The following is a 19,568-nucleotide window of genomic DNA, read 5'->3' on the forward strand; positions in this document are numbered from 1 at the left end:
TTTTTATTCAAGATTCATCGAGGCTAACCGATATCACCCTTAAAAGGCAAGAACAGCCTAAAAGGTGGAGCACATGATGAACAAATCCGCAAAATTTAACGTGGGTGATTGCGTAATTCATAAACAACAAGGCTATCGCGCCGTAATCATTGATATTGATCCTTTTTTTCAACCCTCAGGGCGTATTAATCCTCAAATGCACAAACGCGAATTTGCAACACGCAACCCCTGGTATCGCCTTCTGGTTGATGAGAGTAGTCAAATGACTTATGTCGAGGAATGCTTGTTAGTTAAAGATTGCAGTAACCAGACCATTGATAATCCGCACATTCGCCACTATTTACACGAAAATCAGGGCAACTATCATAGCAATAGTCGCCAACATTAAACCATTTAAGTATGTCTTACCATAAAAACCAATAAGGCGACAAAAGCGATTAAAATTAAAGCCAGCATTCCCATAGTGGCAAAACTTTTGCTAAAGTTTTCCCGACTAAATAGCTCTGGCCGTCCTTTAATAGCTCGGTATAAAATCCATACAATAAGTCCGGCACCAAGAATCCCAAGGATTTGATACAAGGTTTCCATTATTCTTCCCCTTTTATTTCTTCAAAAGCAAACGCATCTGAAAATAGCTGTTCACGTGGAACCCCTTGTTCCAACAAAATATCACGTATGGCATACACCATGTCGAATGGTCCGGCAATGACTATTTGCCATAGTTGAAGATCACTGGAATGATGGTCCAGAATCACAGAGGCCAACGTTTCTTTACTAGTATTGGACAGCAACGAAAAGTAATGAAAATGCTCTACATGTGCTTGCCATTGCATTACTTTTTCATCCATGTATAAATCACTTTGCGAGCGGGCCCCCCAGAATAACTCAAATGGGCGTTTATCTCCTGTGGCCAGCAACTGTTCGATCATCGCTTTGATTGGCGCAAAGCCTGTTCCCCCTGCAATAAACAAGATAGGTCGCTGTGGAGAAAGTTTATCCAGATGGCAATTGCCCTGTGGCACACGTATCTTTACAGCTCCCTTTTGTTTAATTTCAGCCAGGAGTTGCAGGTTAGCTGCATTATCCTGGCTATGCCGGATATGTAATTCGTAATGATGCGAACCTAAAGGTGCATTAGCTATCGAGTAGCTCAGCTCGCCATCCTCAGTAATGATTTGTAGATATTGCCCAGGTTGATAATCAAGGTATTTTGCAGGTTTTAATACGACCTGCAAGATGCTGTCAGTAAGCGGTGTTATCCGCTCTACTTGAGCGGTAATCGATTTATTCATCAATCTAATCCTAACTCTGGCCAATAGGCTTCCACTTGTTGCAATACATCGTTTGTCATAACAATCGGCCTTCCCCATTCCCTTTGTGTTTCCCCAGGCCATTTACTGGTAGCATCCAGCCCCATTTTTGAACCCAATCCAGAAATTGGTGAAGCAAAATCAAGATAGTCAATGGGTGTATTGTCAATCATTACCGTATCACGGGCAGGGTCCATCCTGGTTGTCATTGCCCAAATAACATCTTGCCAATTTCGTGCATTAATATCATCATCACAGACAATAACGAATTTGGTATACATAAACTGCCGTAGAAAAGACCAAACAGCCATCATGATTCGCTTGGCGTGACCTGGATATTGTTTTTTAATAGTGACCACTGCCAGGCGATAGGAGCAACCCTCTGGCGGTAAATAAAAGTCTACAATTTCCGGGAATTGTTTTTGTAGCAAGGGCACGAAAACTTCATTGAGCGCCAAACCAAGAATAGCAGGCTCGTCTGGCGGGCGTCCGGTGTAAGTGCTATGGTAAATGGGTTTTTCACGGTGGGTAATACGCTCCACCGTAAAGATTGGGAACGATTGGACTTCATTGTAGTAGCCGGTATGATCACCAAAAGGTCCTTCGTCCGCTTCCAAGCCTGGTTCAAGATAACCTTCCAAAATTATTTCCGCCGTAGCGGGTACATGCAAATCATTACCAATACAGGAAATAAGTTGAGTTCGCTGTCCTCGTAGTAGTCCAGCAAATGCATATTCCGACAATGTATCAGGAACGGGTGTCACTGCAGCCAGTATGGTCGCAGGATCAGCGCCTAAGGTTACAGAAATTGGAAAACGCTCTCCAGGATGAACCTCTTGCCAGGCTTGATAGTCTAATGCGCCTCCTCGGTGAGACAGCCATCGCATAATCAGTTTATTTTTAGCGATCACTTGCTGGCGATAAATACCTAAATTCTCGCGATTTTGATAAGGGCCCTTCGTGGTCACCAACCCCCAGGTAATCAATGGTGCTGCATCACCTGGCCAACAAGTTTGGATGGGCAGGCGGAAAAGATCCACCTCCTCGTTCTCCCAGACATAAGCTTGACAGGAAGCCGATCTTACATACTTGGGTGCCATGTTTAATGCTTGTTTTAATAAGGGCAGTTTGGCAAATGCGTCTTTAACTCCCTTTGGTGGTTCAGGTTCTTTTAAAGCTGCGAGTAATTGACCTACTTCTCGTAATGCATGAATTGTCTCTTCACCCATACCTAAAGCTACGCGCTCTACTGTGCCAAACAGGTTGGTTAGAACTGGTATGTCATAACCTTTAGGATTCGTAAAAAAAAGGGCAGGCCCGTCCGCTCGCAACACCTTGTCACTGACGACAGTCATTTCAAGATAAGGAGAGACAGGGTAATCAATACGTTTAAGTAGAAAACGAGCTTCTAATTGTGCAATAAAATCACGAAGATCAGCATATTTCATAATTACTTTTTAAAAATAAAATTCTACTGATTATCGCATAAGGCTGTAATAGACAGAAACAATTCAAGTTTACATTTGTCCTAGAATCACGCTCTGCGTTATTTTGGCAGATAGGTTGGTTGAAACGAGCAACCTATTTTACGACGTCATTCTGAGCGAAGCGAAGAATCTCCTTATTACCATCGAGTGTTACCAATGGAGATTCTTCGCTTCGCTCAGAATGACGTAAGATTAAGAGCAGTGCCTATAGACAGTTACTCCTGGCGTTTCATTGCTTCAAAAAACTCAGCGTTGGTTTTGTGATTTTTCATGCGTTCAAGCAGGAATTCAATTGCATCACATTCATCCATGGATTGTAGAATTTTACGTAAAATCCACGTACGGTGTAGTTCTTCGGGTGTAAGCAATAGATCTTCACGACGGGTACCGGAACGATTAATATTAATGGCCGGAAACACACGACGCTCAGCAATGTTACGGCTTAAGTGGATTTCCATATTACCGGTTCCCTTAAATTCCTCGTAAATCACTTCGTCCATTTTAGAACCCGTATCCACCAAAGCTGTAGCAATAATGGTTAAGCTGCCACCTTCTTCAATATTACGGGCGGCTCCATAAAGACGTTTTGGTCTTTGCAGGGCGTTAGCGTCAACACCTCCTGTCAGTACCTTTCCTGAAGAAGGAACTACCGTATTGTATGCACGCGCTAGACGTGTAATGGAGTCAAGAAGTACGACCACATCACGCTTGTGCTCCACAAGGCGTTTAGCTTTTTCAATAACCATTTCCGCAACTTGAACGTGACGGTTGGCCGGTTCGTCAAACGTACTGGCTACAACCTCCCCTTTTACAGAGCGCTGCATTTCAGTGACTTCCTCAGGACGCTCATCAATCAATAACACGATGAGATAGCACTCAGGATAATTTTTCTCGATGGAATGGGCAATATTTTGCAGCATTAATGTTTTACCTGCCTTGGGAGGAGAAACAATAAGACCACGTTGACCACGACCAAAAGGTGCGCACAAATCGACAACACGAGCCGTTAAATCCTCTGTACTGCCATTGCCTTGCTCCATGACCAGACGTTCTGTAGCAAATAAAGGGGTGAGATTTTCAAATAGAATTTTACGCTTGGCACTTTCCGGCGCATCAAAATTGATTTGATCAACCTTCAATAGAGCGAAATAACGCTCATTATCTTTAGGAGGTCTAATTTTACCGGTAATAGTATCACCTGTACGTAAGCCAAATCGCCTAATTTGACTTGGTGATACATAAATATCATCAGGACCTGCCTGATAAGAACCATCTTCAGAGCGCAAAAAACCGAAACCGTCAGTTAATACCTCTAAGACACCACCGCCAAGAATGTCTTCACCTTTATGGGAATGCGCTTTAAGAATGGCAAAAAGAATATCTTGTTTACGCATACGAGAGGTGTTTTCAGCCCCCATTTCCTGTGCGATATTGACAAGATCGGCAATGGGCAATTGCTTTAGTTCACTAAGATTCATACTTCTCACTTGATGTGTTGGTTAAACGAATGAATTTTTCCGAGATAATTTATATTGGAAGGACAGCCTGGGAAGCTGCTGCCTAGAGGCAACTCTAAGTTCGCCAGTATCAGTATTCATTTTAGCACAACTGTGTGCTACAGGTTGTTTGTTAGAAATACAGTTGTAAAGTGAATTACTGAAGTGGCGGCCAGAAAGTAGCCACACTTGAGAGACCAGATTAACACAGTCTCTCAAAGAGATCTACTCTTTTAAACAGAATTAGACATTACTTTCCACAAAAGCACTTAACTGTGACTTGGTAAGTAAACCCATTTTAACGGCTTCAACCTGGCCATTTTTAAAAAGAATCAGGGTGGGAATACTCATAACACCATATTTCGAAGGTGTTTGTGGATTTTCATCAATATTAATTTTTGCAAACACTAGATTATCACTGTGCGCGGCAGCTACTTCTTCAAAAATGGGGGCTAACGCACGGCAAGGACCGCACCATTCAGCCCAGAAATCCACTAACACAGGCTTACCAGAATTTAATACGTCTTGTTCGAAATTGGCATCCGTTACCGTTTTAATATTCGCGCTCATGAATCACCTTTATTGATTAAAATAAAATAATAAAACTTTAGTTTGACAGAGATTATAAATCTCCGCAAATTGCTTGCAAGACACTTAATGCAGCGATTGCAGCTGTTTCAGTTCGCAAAACTCTTGGTCCCAAACTTAATGGGTTGAAATTATAAGATAATATTTGCTCAATTTCTTGCGCACTGAAACCACCTTCTGGTCCAATTAACAAAGCGATATTATCCGTTAAAATCTGATAATCGCGCCAACTTTTGCCCATATCCGGGTGAAGAACAAATTTTAATGCATGTAAGTGACGTTGCAAGTAATCATTTAAATACAATGAAGCTTCAATTTTGGGCACTTGGTTACGGCCGCACTGCTCACAGGCAGCGATAGCAATGGCTTGCCATTGCGCTAATTTTTTTTCCATGCGTTCTTCGTCTAACCTGACGACTGAGCGCTCCGATAGTAAGGGGGTAATACTGCTAACCCCTAACTCCACCGCTTTTTGGATAACAATTTCCATGCGCTCACCTTTGGAAATCGCCTGTGCTAAATGAATAGAGCGTGGTGATTCTCGATTAACTAAACGCTGATTTAAAATGTTCACAACAACTTTCTTTTTGTGAACAGCAGTAATTACCGCCTCAAATTCATAATTGTCACCGCGAAACAAAGTAATTGTTTCATCCACTTGTCGACGCAAGACAATGCCAACATGTTGTCCAGCAGAAGGGGATAACTCAAGCGTCTGACCTGGTGCATAATCACCAGGTTGATAAATACGAATTTCTCTCACGACCTATTCTCAAAAAATTGGGATTTTAGCACCCCAAAATGCTTACTAACTTATGTTACCTATGATAACCATTTTTAAAGTGAATTAAACCAAGGGGCTATGTTAAAATTTTTTATTTCACTGGAGAATCGACAACATGAGCACTACGCGTATAGAAACTGACAGCATGGGGGAAATTGCTGTCGCCGCCGATAAGTATTGGGGGGCACAAACGGAACGTTCGCTGCATCATTTCAATATTGGCGCTGACATTATGCCACGCGAGGTGACTCATGCTTTTGGCATCCTAAAGAAAGCAGCGGCCTTGACCAACTTAGAGCTGGGGAAATTACCCAAAGATAAAGCAGAGTTAATTATAAAAGCGGCTGAAGAAGTGCAAAAGGGCCAATTGGATGCTCATTTTCCTTTGCATGTTTGGCAAACGGGCAGCGGTACTCAATCCAACATGAATGCCAATGAAGTGATTTCCAATCGCGCGATTGAGATGGCAGGTGGAACGAAAGGTAATAAAACCCCCATTCATCCCAATGATCATGTGAATATGTCACAATCTTCCAATGATACCTTTCCCACTGCCATGCATATTGCCGCAGCCTTGGCATTTCATGAAAAGCTGTTACCAGCAGTGCGCCATTTACGCGACGCCTTGGCTGCTAAAGTGGAAGAATTTAAAGACATCGTAAAAATTGGACGAACCCATTTGCAAGATGCTGTTCCCTTAACCTTGAGTCAAGAATTCTCAGGGTACGTGGCTCAATTGGATGCTTGTATTCATCGTTTCGAAGTTGTCTTACCTGAACTATATGAATTAGCCCTCGGAGGGACTGCCGTTGGGACAGGCTTAAATACCCACCCCAAATTTGCAGTAGCCGCAGCAAAACATATCGCTGAGATAACTAAACTTCCTTTCGTTTCCGCCCCTAATAAATTTGCAGCACTCGCTTCTCATGAGCCCCTGGTAATGGCCCATAGCAGTTTAAAAACATTAGCTTGCGCACTCATGAAAATTGCAAATGATGTACGCTGGCTAGGTTCTGGTCCGCGTTGTGGTATCGGCGAATTAATTTTACCAGAAAATGAACCTGGTTCTTCTATTATGCCGGGCAAGGTTAATCCCACGCAGTGTGAAGCAATGACTATGGTTTGCGCGCAAGTCATTGGTAATGATACCACCGTGGCTATTGCTGCCAGCCAGGGTAATTTTGAATTGAATGTGTTTAAACCGGTTATTATTTTTAACGTGCTACATTCCCTGAATTTGTTAGCAGATACCTGCCATTCTTTCCAGGTATTTTGTGTAGAAGGACTTGAGGCAAATCGGGAAAAAATTAATTATTACCTTCAGCACTCCTTGATGCTAGTAACCGCCCTTAATCAACATATTGGCTACGATAAAGCCGCCAAAATAGCAAAAACGGCCCATCATGAAAATATTTCATTGCAAGAAGCCGCTGTGAAGCTCGGCTTTTTAACTGCCGAACAATTCAAGCAATATGTGAAACCTGAAGAAATGGTTTATCCTGGTTAAGCTTGTACCACCTGTTGATTAAGAGTCTATCGACATTCGAGCATACCTCGATATCAATAGACTTAATCATGGGTGGTATTTTTAACTGCAGCTTTTAATTCTTGCAGGTAACCACTTAAGGCTGCAACGTTATTGCTGAATAACCATGGGATCCCACGATTCAGCTCTCGATATAAACTAAATTTAGAATCCACCATTCCAACACCTATCGCTTGCTTTTCACCAGCTCGCAATTGTTCAAGTCTATTTTGAGTCATCAATACATAATGGCCTAAAACCCCCCCATAACGTTTTTGCAAACTTAAGTCGCAAAATTTTTTTACATTGTTATGCTCGGCAACGAGGAGTAAAGCCTGTTTAGGAAATTGTGAGAAAGAAGCAAAAATTTGTTCATTAAGACTCAGTAAATGATAATCTTCACAAGGAGTAAGAGCTTGCAGTATTTCTTTTAATTGCGCTTCTGCCGAGAAAGGGGTTTTAAGCTCAATAAATAAATGCATCCGCTTTCCATAAGTGTTTATCACCTCTTCTAAACTAGGTATTTGCGGCACCATTTGACGTAACTTATGAAAAGTTATCCCTTTAATGGCAATATCCTTTCCCCATAAGCGGTTTAAAGTAGCATCATGATGGACTACCAAGATTTGATCCGCGGTTTCTCGTACATCAAACTCAATACCCCAGCATCCAAGTTTTAAAGCACGGGCAAATGCTTCGTGGGTATTTTCAAAAATCTGTTTATTTCGATCGTGGGCACCACGATGAGCGATAAGGCGAGCTTTCTCAGTTAAACCTTCATCCGGTTTTTTTCTGGGAAGACATGCGTGATACCAATCCACACATTTCTGTATAAAGTCTAAAAATTTCATAAAAAATCAGGATGAAACAATCTCAAAAAAGATTACCCATATTACCCTAAATTTTTTTTATTATCTTTACCCAAATTTAACAATAGCGTTAATAAATGCTTAATTAATAATCTCTATAATCAAATTATAAGCAAGCAATTCAGTGGAGAACGCTCATGGGTAAAGCTAAAACAGGCGAAAACTCCAAAAAAAGGGCAAAAAAATCTAGAAGAATTGAAATGGCACCCGCGCCTGAGGTAAATGAAGCCGATATTTTAAGAAAAGATACCGAACGCTTACTGGAAAAAAAAGCAGAATTAACCAATATTTTCGAAAATTTGCCACAAAAAACTTATCGTGCTGTTGCAATCAATAAGCAGGCAAAGGAATTATGGGCTGAGATACAGCAAACCCGTATTCGTTTGCAAGAAAGGATAGATGCCATTGATAAGCAATTAGATGTACAAGAAAAAAGTATACCCCGTAGTGTGGTAGACAATCTTCGGATCCGCAATCAGTGGATACAAGAGCGCAACAACATATTGCATCAGGAAATTAACACCCTTACCCGACAGCATGAGAACCTAGCCGCCATTGAAGAGGATTTATTCCCTAAAACAATAAATGCAAATGCGTTTCTCGACAAGAAAAAAGCTGCTGCCGAATTATATGTAAGTTTAAAAAATCGGATTAGTAAAATAGAAGTTACACTAAACCGCTATGATGATTCTATAAAAGAAGCCCTGCAAAAAGATATTGCCCAACTCAAAAATCAACTTCAAGAAGTTAGTGCTTCTGCTGACAAAATAAAAGAAGTATCCGTGCAATCATCACGCACCGGTGTAATTACTGCAGACATGTATGCCCAACTGGCAAACGTGCTTTACGAGGTCAACGAAAAAGCCTTTGCAGTTATACAAAACTGCCAATTACTGGAAGAACGCTTAGGGCTTGTAATGCAAGATCAAGTGATTGAAAAAGAGGTTGCTAATCTTGCGCAAACATACGAGATTTTAAAGGGCGCTTATTATCAGCTTACGGCCGATAGCCAGCACGGGGAGCTGTTTGAAAATTTAAAAGATCTGCTCATGGATGAAAATTCCCGCTTTAAATTATCATTTTCAGTCGACTCTTTTAAACCGTCCATTCCCATTACAGACTTACATTGGAGTGACGATGCCAGTCAACGTGCACGCATTAAAGCAGAGCGTGAACAATTGCTTTTGCAACTCAATGAAAAGGGCAAAGAGGTAGAAACAATAGTTAAAACCATTGTCGCCTATCAAAAAAATTTAAAAGAAGCCATCAGCGACGATTTAGAATTCTGTCTTCAACGTGCAGACTTGGAGGCAGCGTTTGAGAAGAGAAATTCATTACCTTATTACAGCAGAATTAAAGCAGCGATTAATTTTAACTTTCAAGCAAATGTAAATGATCCCACTTTTGTGACCCATTTACAGACTTTATTGTTAAACATTTCCGCAGGAAGAACAATTAAATTACACCGTAGAGATTTAGAAAAGCACCAAGAACAATTTTTACACGATTTTCCTGCAATCACCCTTACAGACAATAGCTTTATTTACCAAAAAAAGAAGTATCCTCGGCAAAGTGCTTTGGCGAAAAAGCTCGAAGAATATCACATTGCACAACAAAGGATTGCAACTGCTTTTGCAGATGGTGATGGAAAAACAAGCTATGCTTCTATTGATTACAAAGCTGAGTTAGCAAAACTTCACCAAAGTAAGGTTGCTATTGAAGAATTCACAGCAAATCATGTCGAAGAAAAACGCAAAATAGCGCTGGAAATAAAAAGCTTGCAAACGGAGTTGAAAAATTATGCTCTCATTTCTACTGCCAATGAGTCCTTTACTTATAATTCAACTCAATATCCATTGTCTATCAGCGTTAGACAAGCGATTACCCATTACAATTCAAAATTGGATAGACTTACAGCCACTTTGGCCACTGCAGACCCTTCCAAAACGACCCAAATAGAGCTAAGCCAATTGCAAAGCGACTTAAAAGCCCTTGCGGAGAATAAAAAAGGGATTCAGACATTTATTACAGATTATGAGGAAGAACAACAGTTAAAATCAGAGCTTAAAACACTTACCGACAATTTAGGAAAGCATGAGAAGCTGTTGGAAAGCAAGATAAATTTAGCAAATAAAATTTGTACCCGAATTGAAGAGGAAGTAACAAGAATACAAAAAAACAACTCAAAGGACTCTAGAATAGGAATTTTAACTGAATTGCAATCTCCTTTTATTCATATTCAAGCAACATTGGCTGTAACAAAGAATAGGATAGAAGATTTTCAAACCAGCAAAAATAGCGGGTCTCTCAAAGAGCAATTAGAAAAAGCAAGAGCCCTTCTAACTGAGACTATCGAGGATAATAAGACAACAACTCAAAAGTTAGCGGATAGCGTAACAGAGCAACTTTCTTCCAAAAATTTATCGAAGCTTACTAATTCCACACCAATTTTAGAAGAGCTCTTTCAGTTTTTAGAGAAACTAATTCAACCTTTATACAAGCTGCTTAAAGGGGACGAGAAACTTTCTAAGCCCGGTTTCTTCTCCTCAAAAGCAGAGAAGAATCTACAGAGTTTTAGTAAGGAGATTTTGCCCGACATTGAAGCGATTAAGGAACAACAGCAAAACGCGGCCCCTGCTGCATAATATTTCTCTGTATAGAGAATAACGATTGACAGCTTAAGCAATCTTGAGTATGTTAGCGACCATGCCGAGGTGGTGGAATTGGTAGACACGCTAGCTTCAGGTGCTAGTGGGGGTAACCCCGTGGAGGTTCGAGTCCTCTTCTCGGTACCAAACTCAATTGTTTTACTCACTTATTAATCAAGTGGTTATCTTGCCAAATGCCTGGCCGTAGCGAATGCTTTGACCTGCGGTTAACTCATCAAGCCATTGTACTTTTTCACCCTCAGCAAATAACAAAACAACGGTGGAACCTAACTTAAAATAGCCCATTTCCTCACCTTGCAACATGGCAATATTAGTCTGTTCTAAATCCGCATAGCTAAAATGTTGTTTTTTGCGTGAACGCTTTAGATCCCCATGCCATTTAGTCCCAATGGCGCCTACAATGGCCGCTCCAACCAATACCATTGCCATGAGTCCCACTTTAGTATCAAAAAAAATGACCAGCCTTTCATTGCGGGCGAAAAGAGACGGAACAATCCGAGCAACTGCAGGCTGAACGGAAAATAACTTGCCGGGGACATAAATCATCTCTCTTAACGTAGCATCAAGAGGCATATGGATACGATGATAATCTTTAGGGGATAAGTAAAGTGTGGCAAAGCAGCCGTTAATAAATTGCTCACTTAAAGCTGGCTCACATGCTAACAATTGCTTCACAGTATAGTAGCGACCTTTAGCCTGTAAAATTTGTCCTTCTCTTATCCTTCCTATTTCACTAATAAAACCATCGACCGGTGAAACAATATCTGCAGCCGCCAGTGGTCGACATTCATTCTTTAAATGACGAATAAAAAATTCATTGAATGAGCCGTATTTTTCAGGATTTTGTTCTTGTGCTTCTTGCATATCAACGCAAAACTGCCGGATAAAGCGACGAATTAGCAAATTCTTAATGGCAGGGGAGCGAACGTTAGCCAGAAGGCCTGTCAGTTGGGTTAACAACTGTTTAGGTATAATAAATTGCGGTAGCGTCTTTAAATAATCATTAAGCATAACAGTAAAAATCAATAAAAATTACAGTCTTAACAAGCAGTCTAACATATTTGTAAATCCGTGCCATTTTATGGCAAATTAAAAATTAATTACTTCAGCACGGGACAAACATTTTAAATCGCGTCATTGCGTTTATTGACTACCAGGGAGGGTAGTCCGCAGACAATCACACAGGGAGAGTGTTTATGCGCAGTAAATATCACCGCATTCATTATCGTGCCATGCCTGTTCAATCACGTTTTGGAATGATTTTTGGTGTCCTTCACAATGAAGAATGTTATACCGCTGAGGAATTGCAATTTAGGACAAGAGTTCTGGCCGCAAGGGTAAATTCCGGGTTAGACGCTGACTTGTTACAAACAAGTAGCAACTGGTTTTCTACTAATCAAGACTCTGCATTTGCAAATATAAATGAAAATTCCTGGTTGTTTAATCCTGAATATCTGCCACGAGAACCACTGAGTACAGAAGATTTTCATATTAGCCTGGTTGATAATCAGCGATTAAATTGGCCAGAGTTAGCCACAATGACCCGCACTATTGGCGATTATTTACTATTGCGCAATAGCAATTTGCCCACAAGCCATCTCAACCAACCCATGAATTATGTGTTATTGGATATGGTGCGCATGCTTAAACGCCTATCCATGGTGGACAATGCTGAATACGTCACCCAACAATTGCAATTATTGCATAATTATTTGAGAGTGGTGGAAATACATACTTCAGCCACTATTGGCAGTGACAGGCTTTTTCTAAGTGACTGTCGACGTACTATTGAACATCAACAGCAGACCATTGAAAATCAAATTCACTCCAGACAATTAAAGACTCAAATACATCAAGTGCAGCAACAATTAAATCAGGTGGCTGAATTAAGACACACCATATTACACTTTGCACTCTCTGATTCAGCGGTTAATCCTCATCCTTATTGGGAACATTTCGCTACTCTCACACCATCTCAACCAGATTCGAAAAAGGAATTTCCTACTTTGGCCGCCAAGGCATGTGGGACAATGCGTTCCGATGCGCTAACGACCCTCAGTGAAAAGCCTGCAAATCAGCAGTTAAATGTTCTTGAGCTATCCGCTGCAACACTTTCCCATTGCCAGGATTTTAACTTTGTAACCGATTTACCTGAAGCGGTGAAGGATGCCTATAGGAATAGTTTAATTGATTTGCAAGAAATTCTTCGTTTTCAAGGTATATTAGATCAGCTGCAGCAACTTTTTGACAAAGCCGGCGAAGTGTTTACCATCATTCAGTTTCGGGAAGAAATGCTCGGCCTGCTTAAAAATATTGAACAATTTATTCAACATTCTCAGCAAAATATAATGCAGGTCTTAGAGGCCAATACCAACCTTTACCATCAATTTATTCAAGCAAAGCAAGATTTGCGGTGGTGGGAAAAAATGCTCACACAACGGCAAGAAAAAATAGATACTTTTATTGAAAATCAAGACAATTTAGCACGTTTTGATACTACTCCTACCAGTTTGCAGATGGCGAATAAAGAACTATTACAGCATGTGAACCAAGTTGTTAACCAGTTAATGCAACATGCCAGTGAAACCAATCAGTTGGAGTTGGTAAGTACAACCCGGAACATGGTGGAACAATTAATGGACTCCATGCATGCCTGGATAGGGCGTCAATATGAATTAAAAGGTCTGCCTATTCCTGAAAAACCTAAATTCAACACCCTCTCTGAAAAGAACCAACTTGAGACCTCTAAACCTGTAAAGAAGCACTATGCGCACCCTCACCCATCAATTATTAAAGAACCGCCTCCCTTGACTTCATCGACATCCAAACTTAGCCCTTTCCAATTTTGGTCACCCCCGCAAGTCACTTACCTTCCAGCCACACAAGCTTGTCATTCTCATTCTTGCAATTCCATACCACCGATGCTTTCTTCAACAGAAAATAATCCAGGAAATTCTGCTAATCCTACCGCATCAATGATGTATGCTGGAGCAGCTCTAGGCTTCTTAGTCTTACTCCCTGTGAGTATTTTAGCGCTTAAACTGCTTTATGATTCCTGGCAAGTTTCTTCTGCGACAGAGAATAATGATGTTTCAGATTTTGAAGCAATAAAAATTAAAACAGAGGATTTATTAAGTCTTGTTAATAATTTACAAGAGGAAATAAGAATGAGTGACCTCGACTATTCCTTGCCATTTATTAATGAAGAATACCATCACTTGATTAACAAAGCAGGCAAGGGGCAATTTGATGTTTCGGAAATGCAAAGTCTCCATGATGAATTGGTAGAGATTCAGCTAGAGCTTTCAAACTCTATCTCACAGAACCTTAATTCACCAAGTCCTATTTAAATTCAATTGCCGCAGCCCCTTTTGCTGCGGTTTTATGAATTACATTTAATAAGTAGGCTCTACAGTAGTCCTTTTGGATTCCGTTATTTTTTCATATGTCTTAGGTTTCGCATAAAGCTTAATCTGTGTACCATAATAAGGAAGATGCGCTTCAGTGATATCACTTAAATCCACCTCAAGCTGTAGCTTTTTAGAACTACTATCTTGTTTCATACCTCTAAGAACCCTTTTTAACAAATGAGTATTTAACGAATTTTCTTCATTACCACCATCCGTTAAAATCATTGCCAGCAGTTTTTCCTTTGTATATTTTTTTTTACGGAATTTCTCTAGAAAACCATCGATTTCACTCGCTCGCGAACCACCGAAGAACCCCCAACCAGCATAATCGCTTTTGGCAGAGGCAACCAGTTTTTCAACCACTCTGCCAGGTTTTGAGGCAATCCAAACAAACATCGCATCATTAAACTGCTTAATTCTAGTCTTGGAAACAGGGGTGATAAATTGTTCATCCTGTTTAACATACTCTTGTGCCTGTTTGGCATAAAACTCAGCCTGAAAATTGCCATGCTCAATCGCATTTCGTACACTCAACAAATTAATCTCAACCTGCGCTTCTGTCGCAGTAATCATCATTGGTATTATATTTTTTATCAAATGTGTATTTAAGGAAGTACTCTCTACCCCTCCCTCGCTTAATATAGTGGCCAACCGGTTAGCACAATTATGTTTTGTAGATTTCAAATAGGCCTCTACAGAAGGAGCCCGATAACGCTGGGCAGTTACATGATAGAACGGGGGTTTATAACATTCGATGCTGTTAAGAATAATGCTATTAAAGGTTTCTATTTCTAACGTATTAGCCCAGGCAAACAGCGTTTTTAAGCAAGTTGATACTACCTCTTCATCCGTATGTTTTCGATTCAATAATGTAGAATAATCCACCGTCGCACTTTCGCTAAGCACCACATCCTTACCGATAAGATGACGCTGAAAGTGTAGCCCATTATAAAATTCTTGTAGATTCTTAAGGCAATCACCAAAGGAACGAGACCATTTGGTACCCATTAAGCAGGGTAAAACTTCTGTCTCTGATTTAACAATTAATTGGGATACAGCTGTGCAAAACTCTTGATTATGTCCAACCTGAAGTTTTGCAGTTTCCACGGAATAATATTTCTCGGCGCACTGGTGGAGCTCGTGCATAAAAGCCTCTAAAGACTTTAACCCTCGTTTTAAATTACTGGTTTCGTCACAATCTACGGTTTCTGACTCTGTTAGTAATTTAGGAGTCCCAATAAGCTGGAATGACTCTGTGAGTGAATTAATATCCAACTCTTCTTTTACAGCTAATGGCAGTGGATTTTTACGCAATGCATTAGCAAAATCGCGTATTAAATTATTGCCTTCCTGGATTATCGCTTTAATGGTTTGCCCGTGTGCATCCCGCCAAATTTGATGATAGCGCTGCGTCATTTTTTGCAGATCGTACCGGCCTTCTGGAGGCGTTGCATAACTATCTAAGACATTCTGGTTTGTCTCACTGTGAATATATTTTTCCCATTGCTCCTCCATTTTTTCATTTTCAAGAGCAGCCCAGGTTTGAATTTTATGGAAAGCAGAAGGTTTATTACGTAAAAAACGATTAAAGCCTACTACTGGGACACCGCTATTATTTTGTGTACAACCGGCATAAAGTACCACTGCCCGGTAGAGTTCATTATATTCCTGCTGGAAAACTTGCATAATATGGCTAACAAAAGACTGTGCATTTGTTTTTTCATTAAAAAGATCAGGATACATTTGCTCCAATTTCTCCCGCTTATGTTGCGGGAGGGAATAATAATCAAGTGGTAACTCATTAGCCAGATCAGGATAAGCTTCTTTTAACTCATCCCGTTTTTCCTTTGTAACGGAATAACGGCTAAGCTTTGCTTCCTTTTCAAGATATTCTTCCAGATAGCAAACCACTTCCGGAAAGGCTTTTTTAAAGTGCACTTGTTTATCTTTTGATAGATAATAATAATTTTTAATATTTTTAGATGGCCCAAAATAATCCTGTAATTTCTTATCCAAACTCGAATATTTTCCCTCCCATTCCTCCCGCATTTCCAACGGAATTGACAAATAATCCAGTGGTTGATCGGCTCCAAAATACTCCTCCAGCCGCGCCCGTAACATATCCGGGTCAAAAACAAGAAGTTCTTTAAGCAGGGCACTAAAAAATTGCTCTTGCCAAGAGATATCACCTGTTTCTGTTTTAATCGCCTGATTAGAGGCTAAGGCTTGAAACTCTAGATAAGATTGAAAACGTTTGGTTATATTAATATTGCCAGGCGTTGAATTGGTTGGTGTATGCGTCCGTCCTTCAATAATAGGAAAATTATCCATTTCCTTTGAAAGTAATTTCATCGCTTTTTCAGGGAGCTCTTTGAGTACGCCATCATTCCAGCGCTTACCTTTCATGATATAGGTATAGGGATAAAGCGCCATATCCCAATCGATTAAGCCAAAAAGACTGAAATTCCCTGGATGACGATCATCACATTTTATACGCCAGGCACTTACTAAAAGTTCTGCAACATTGTATTTCAATAAGGTTGCCGTAGAAGGACAAACTAACTCTCTTTCTTGCAAATTAGCAGGTAACGATTGGCCAGAGACAGCCAAGGGTGTGTAGTTAGGTAAAGTAAAGGAAATAATTCCTCGAATTCTTCCTAAATCATCAACAACGATTCTTTCTTTCGCAGAGCGCTCACCTAAGGCAAGGCCGACCAAAATACTGGCCGCAACAGAGTATTTTGCAAGAAGAGTAGGGAAACTCCCGTCTCCAACCCCGTCAGGGATTAATTCTTTGTAAAATCCAGTTTTTATTTGACCATCAGTATCAGTAAATTCGACTTTGTAAACTTCATGTCCTGATGTCGGTACCGCTGATCCAGCAGTTTTTCTTTTTAACTGGCCATAACGTATCGCCTTCGCTGGCAGTGGCATGGCTCTTTCCTTATTATTTTCCCTTATCGAATATTCATATTAAGCAGAAAAGCATCCTTAGTTCAATAGTATTTTTAAAAGCAATAATGCATTAGCATAAAATACATTGTAAATTCAATGAACAAATTAGGCCATACGCTGATTTTGATTCGCAACAAGACAGAAATGATAAAATTTAATCAACGCTAGAGAATACTTGTCGCCAAATCCTAGCAGGTTGTTTATTTACTTCATTCGAGAAATGAAGCAGCACCAAACATACCAGTGCAGTAATACTAACAAACAGTCCTGGAAACCATAAGGCCCCCATAATTTTAGCTTGTTCAGCCAGCGGCAAACTGATAGCCCCTATACTTGCAGCCAATGCCCAAACCGTGGAAACACCCCGACAACGATATTGAGGTGGTAATTGTAAGTAAAGAAAATAATAAAGAGCGGCACAAAGTAAACTATTAGAGAGCGCATAGGTTGCAAGCAGAAGCAACGTGGCTGTTTCGTAATGTAAGGCCGTAAAATGAAAAAGCAGGGGGGCTGTTGGTATAAGGATAAGCATACTTGCCTGAATTAAACGGAAGACTTGGTGTGGTCGGCTAAAGTAGGCAACAGGCAAAGCCAATGCCGCAGAAATAAATTGTGCCAGGGAGCCTATCCATGTACATTGGGCCTTTGTCATGAATTGTTGATCAACCGCAAAAGAAACCCAAAAAATATTGCAGATATAAACCATCACACTGACAAAAATTCCCATAGCAGCAATATTAATCAATCCTTGCCAATGAGGCCTCCATGAAAACACCTCTTTGGATGACGATGTTTGAAATTCAGGAGACTCTGTCAATTGCTTTCGCAAACGACAAACCCATAACGACAAGACACCTACGATGGCAAAAATTGCTCGCCATGCTTGCTCATAATCGATAAACTGTAGGAAACTGGCTAAAGCCCCCCCCATAAACATACCCAAAGCACTGCTTACAGCCACCAATCCGCCTGCAATGAGTGGTTTACGCCGATAATGCTCCACTAAAAACATCGCTGAGGTGTTAATTTCTCCACCTAAAGCCAGTGCCTGCGCAATACGTAATAGTAGTAATCCCCAGGTTGCAGCCAAACCAATCTGCTGGTAATTTGGCAAAAGACAAATTCCCAACGTTGCCATTCCCATTAGGGCAGCAGAAAGAAGCATAGGGTGACGGCGTCCATTTAAATCTGCTGCGCGGCCAAAAAGCCACCCCCCTAAGGGACGCGCAAAATAAGCTGCAGCAAAAAGGGCAAAAGATAGCATTAAACTGTAGTTCGAGGCAGGAAAAAATTCTTTTGCAAACACAGATCTCGCCAGATAAAGATAAAGACTAAAATCCAGCCATTCAAAAAAAATAAGGGCTAAAACAAGAAATAGGGCTCGCTGCTTCATCTACTCTGTAATTCCAAAGTTTAAACATTTGTTTTAAACCAGATCTATAACTATAGGCTGATTTTTCAGCCAGATAATAAAATAGACCCAGCAATAAATTCGATAAAATCGAAATTATATCATTTTTACTGTTATATTAGTGAAGATCACGCTTCTCTTTCTTTACAGGTTTCTATCAGGCATTTTACCCTCATTGAAAAAATCTCACCCCCGTTCTAGAACAAATAAATTATCGACGTAGCTGCTTGCAGCCGGGAAACTTCTTTAACTTCCCAGACCTCTGGGATTCATTGAAATGAATGACTAAGTAGATTGATATTTTGCATGCCAGCGATTATCCCGGTTGCTTGCAACTGTCTCTTGATCACATCTCTGCCGAAGCCCCGCGGCTTGACCGCGGGGGCCAGTGTTTTAACGCAGAGCCTCTGGATTCGCGGGACGTCGAAAAGTAGAGTTTGGAATGCGTTTTCAGAGATGTGTATAAGATTCAGTTGCAAGCAACCGGGCTACTTGCTGTCTTTAAAACGAATAACCTTTAGCGAAAACTTTGCTTGCTTTAAAGACTGTATCTGAACTTGCATGAGAACTCAGGTTCATTGTTTCACGGGAAACCTTTCGGTTTACCTCATTTTTTTTCTTTTCGTTTGACATAAAGCATTTTTTTTACGGTAGCGATAGTCTGTTTTTTTTCATCATAAATTTCAGTATGAAAAACAGGAAGGAATTTGCCTTTTTCTACTGTGGTTGTTTTTATGTGTTCCACCTGCTCGTCCTTAAGAACAAAATCGGCATAAACCCTACTTTCACCGGGTTTTATATAATTAATTTCACCATGCTTATCCCAAACTACAAATTCAGGGCCTAGACGTTGTATAAGCATCAGGGCAAAAAATGGATCTGTCATGGAATATAGGCTACCGCCAAACTGCGTTCGCATGTAATTTTTATTATACCAGCGAAACCGCATAGATACTCGTGCAAAAGAAAAATCGCTATTGATTGTTTCTACTTTAATGCCAGCCCCCAAAAATGGGGGATAACAGTTTAAAATAAAGCGCAATGCTCGTGCAGATAACTTCATA

At 40.4% G+C, this 19,568-nt stretch carries 15 protein-coding genes and 1 tRNA gene; 5 read left to right on the plus strand and 11 right to left on the minus strand.

Annotated elements, in window-relative coordinates:
• Positions 1 to 76: 76 nt before the first annotated feature.
• On the plus strand, positions 77 to 388 hold the full coding sequence (hspQ, locus tag Ljam_RS09275) for a heat shock protein HspQ (RefSeq protein WP_058450778.1): 312 nt from the start codon (positions 77 to 79) through the stop codon (positions 386 to 388).
• A 5-nt stretch (positions 389 to 393) separates the two neighbouring features.
• Here hspQ and Ljam_RS09280 read toward each other — a convergent pair whose 3' ends face one another.
• The 6 genes from Ljam_RS09280 to Ljam_RS09305 all read right to left on the minus strand — a co-directional run bounded on the left by Ljam_RS09280 (position 394) and on the right by Ljam_RS09305 (position 5,644).
• Positions 394 to 588: a hypothetical protein gene (locus Ljam_RS09280; protein ID WP_058449760.1), complete on the minus strand. Its 195-nt coding sequence runs from the start codon at positions 586 to 588 to the stop codon at positions 394 to 396.
• A complete protein-coding gene (locus Ljam_RS09285) occupies positions 588 to 1,295 on the minus strand; it encodes an NAD(P)H-flavin reductase (RefSeq protein WP_131762227.1) in 708 nt (235 codons plus the stop codon). The genes Ljam_RS09280 and Ljam_RS09285 overlap by 1 nt, the downstream gene beginning before the upstream one ends.
• Positions 1,292 to 2,758, minus strand: coding sequence for a 4-hydroxy-3-polyprenylbenzoate decarboxylase (ubiD, locus tag Ljam_RS09290; RefSeq protein ID WP_058449762.1), 1,467 nt, complete (start codon positions 2,756 to 2,758; stop codon positions 1,292 to 1,294). The genes Ljam_RS09285 and ubiD overlap by 4 nt, the downstream gene beginning before the upstream one ends.
• 254 nt (positions 2,759 to 3,012) lie before the next feature.
• A complete protein-coding gene (gene rho, locus Ljam_RS09295) occupies positions 3,013 to 4,275 on the minus strand; it encodes a transcription termination factor Rho (protein WP_058449763.1) in 1,263 nt (420 codons plus the stop codon).
• A 261-nt stretch (positions 4,276 to 4,536) separates the two neighbouring features.
• Positions 4,537 to 4,863, minus strand: coding sequence for a thioredoxin (gene trxA / locus Ljam_RS09300; protein WP_058449764.1), 327 nt, complete (start codon positions 4,861 to 4,863; stop codon positions 4,537 to 4,539).
• 52 nt (positions 4,864 to 4,915) lie between these two features.
• Complete coding sequence (locus tag Ljam_RS09305; protein ID WP_058449765.1) at positions 4,916 to 5,644, minus strand: 16S rRNA (uracil(1498)-N(3))-methyltransferase; 729 nt, start codon at positions 5,642 to 5,644, stop codon at positions 4,916 to 4,918.
• A gap of 136 nt (positions 5,645 to 5,780) precedes the next feature.
• Here Ljam_RS09305 and fumC point away from each other — a divergent pair, with 136 nt between their 5' ends.
• Positions 5,781 to 7,172: a class II fumarate hydratase gene (gene fumC / locus Ljam_RS09310; protein WP_058449766.1), complete on the plus strand. Its 1,392-nt coding sequence runs from the start codon at positions 5,781 to 5,783 to the stop codon at positions 7,170 to 7,172.
• 62 nt (positions 7,173 to 7,234) lie between these two features.
• Here fumC and Ljam_RS09315 read toward each other — a convergent pair whose 3' ends face one another.
• Positions 7,235 to 8,041 carry a glycerophosphodiester phosphodiesterase gene (locus Ljam_RS09315; RefSeq protein ID WP_058449767.1) on the minus strand — a complete coding sequence of 269 codons (807 nt, stop codon included), beginning with the start codon at positions 8,039 to 8,041 and terminating at the stop codon, positions 7,235 to 7,237.
• Between the two features lie 155 nt (positions 8,042 to 8,196).
• Between Ljam_RS09315 and Ljam_RS09320 the strand changes: the two genes are divergently transcribed.
• The gene (locus tag Ljam_RS09320) at positions 8,197 to 10,704 is read left to right on the plus strand and encodes a coiled-coil domain-containing protein (RefSeq protein WP_058449768.1); all 2,508 of its coding nucleotides are present in this window, start codon (positions 8,197 to 8,199) and stop codon (positions 10,702 to 10,704) included.
• A 63-nt stretch (positions 10,705 to 10,767) separates the two neighbouring features.
• Positions 10,768 to 10,854: transfer RNA gene (locus Ljam_RS09325), tRNA-Leu, on the plus strand.
• Positions 10,855 to 10,881: 27 nt separating this feature from the next.
• On the opposite strand, the gene asd is transcribed toward Ljam_RS09325, so the two are convergent.
• A complete protein-coding gene (asd, locus tag Ljam_RS09330) occupies positions 10,882 to 11,739 on the minus strand; it encodes an archaetidylserine decarboxylase (protein ID WP_058449769.1) in 858 nt (285 codons plus the stop codon).
• Positions 11,740 to 11,924: 185 nt separating this feature from the next.
• On the opposite strand from asd, the gene Ljam_RS09335 reads away from it, so the two are divergent.
• Positions 11,925 to 14,078, plus strand: a complete 2,154-nt coding sequence (locus Ljam_RS09335; RefSeq protein WP_058449770.1) for a hypothetical protein — start codon at positions 11,925 to 11,927, stop codon at positions 14,076 to 14,078.
• Between the two features lie 45 nt (positions 14,079 to 14,123).
• Here Ljam_RS09335 and Ljam_RS09340 read toward each other — a convergent pair whose 3' ends face one another.
• The 3 genes from Ljam_RS09340 to Ljam_RS09350 form a co-directional block, all read right to left on the minus strand.
• Positions 14,124 to 17,072 (minus strand): hypothetical protein, encoded by a 2,949-nt coding sequence (locus Ljam_RS09340; protein WP_058449771.1) that lies wholly within the window; start codon positions 17,070 to 17,072, stop codon positions 14,124 to 14,126.
• Between the two features lie 175 nt (positions 17,073 to 17,247).
• Complete coding sequence (locus tag Ljam_RS09345) at positions 17,248 to 18,486, minus strand: MFS transporter (protein ID WP_058449772.1); 1,239 nt, start codon at positions 18,484 to 18,486, stop codon at positions 17,248 to 17,250.
• Between the two features lie 625 nt (positions 18,487 to 19,111).
• Positions 19,112 to 19,567, minus strand: a complete 456-nt coding sequence (locus tag Ljam_RS09350) for a DUF4442 domain-containing protein (protein WP_058449773.1) — start codon at positions 19,565 to 19,567, stop codon at positions 19,112 to 19,114.
• Position 19,568 lies beyond the last annotated feature (1 nt).

The sequence above is a fragment of the Legionella jamestowniensis genome, from assembly GCF_001467745.1.
Lineage (GTDB): Bacteria > Pseudomonadota > Gammaproteobacteria > Legionellales > Legionellaceae > Tatlockia > Tatlockia jamestowniensis.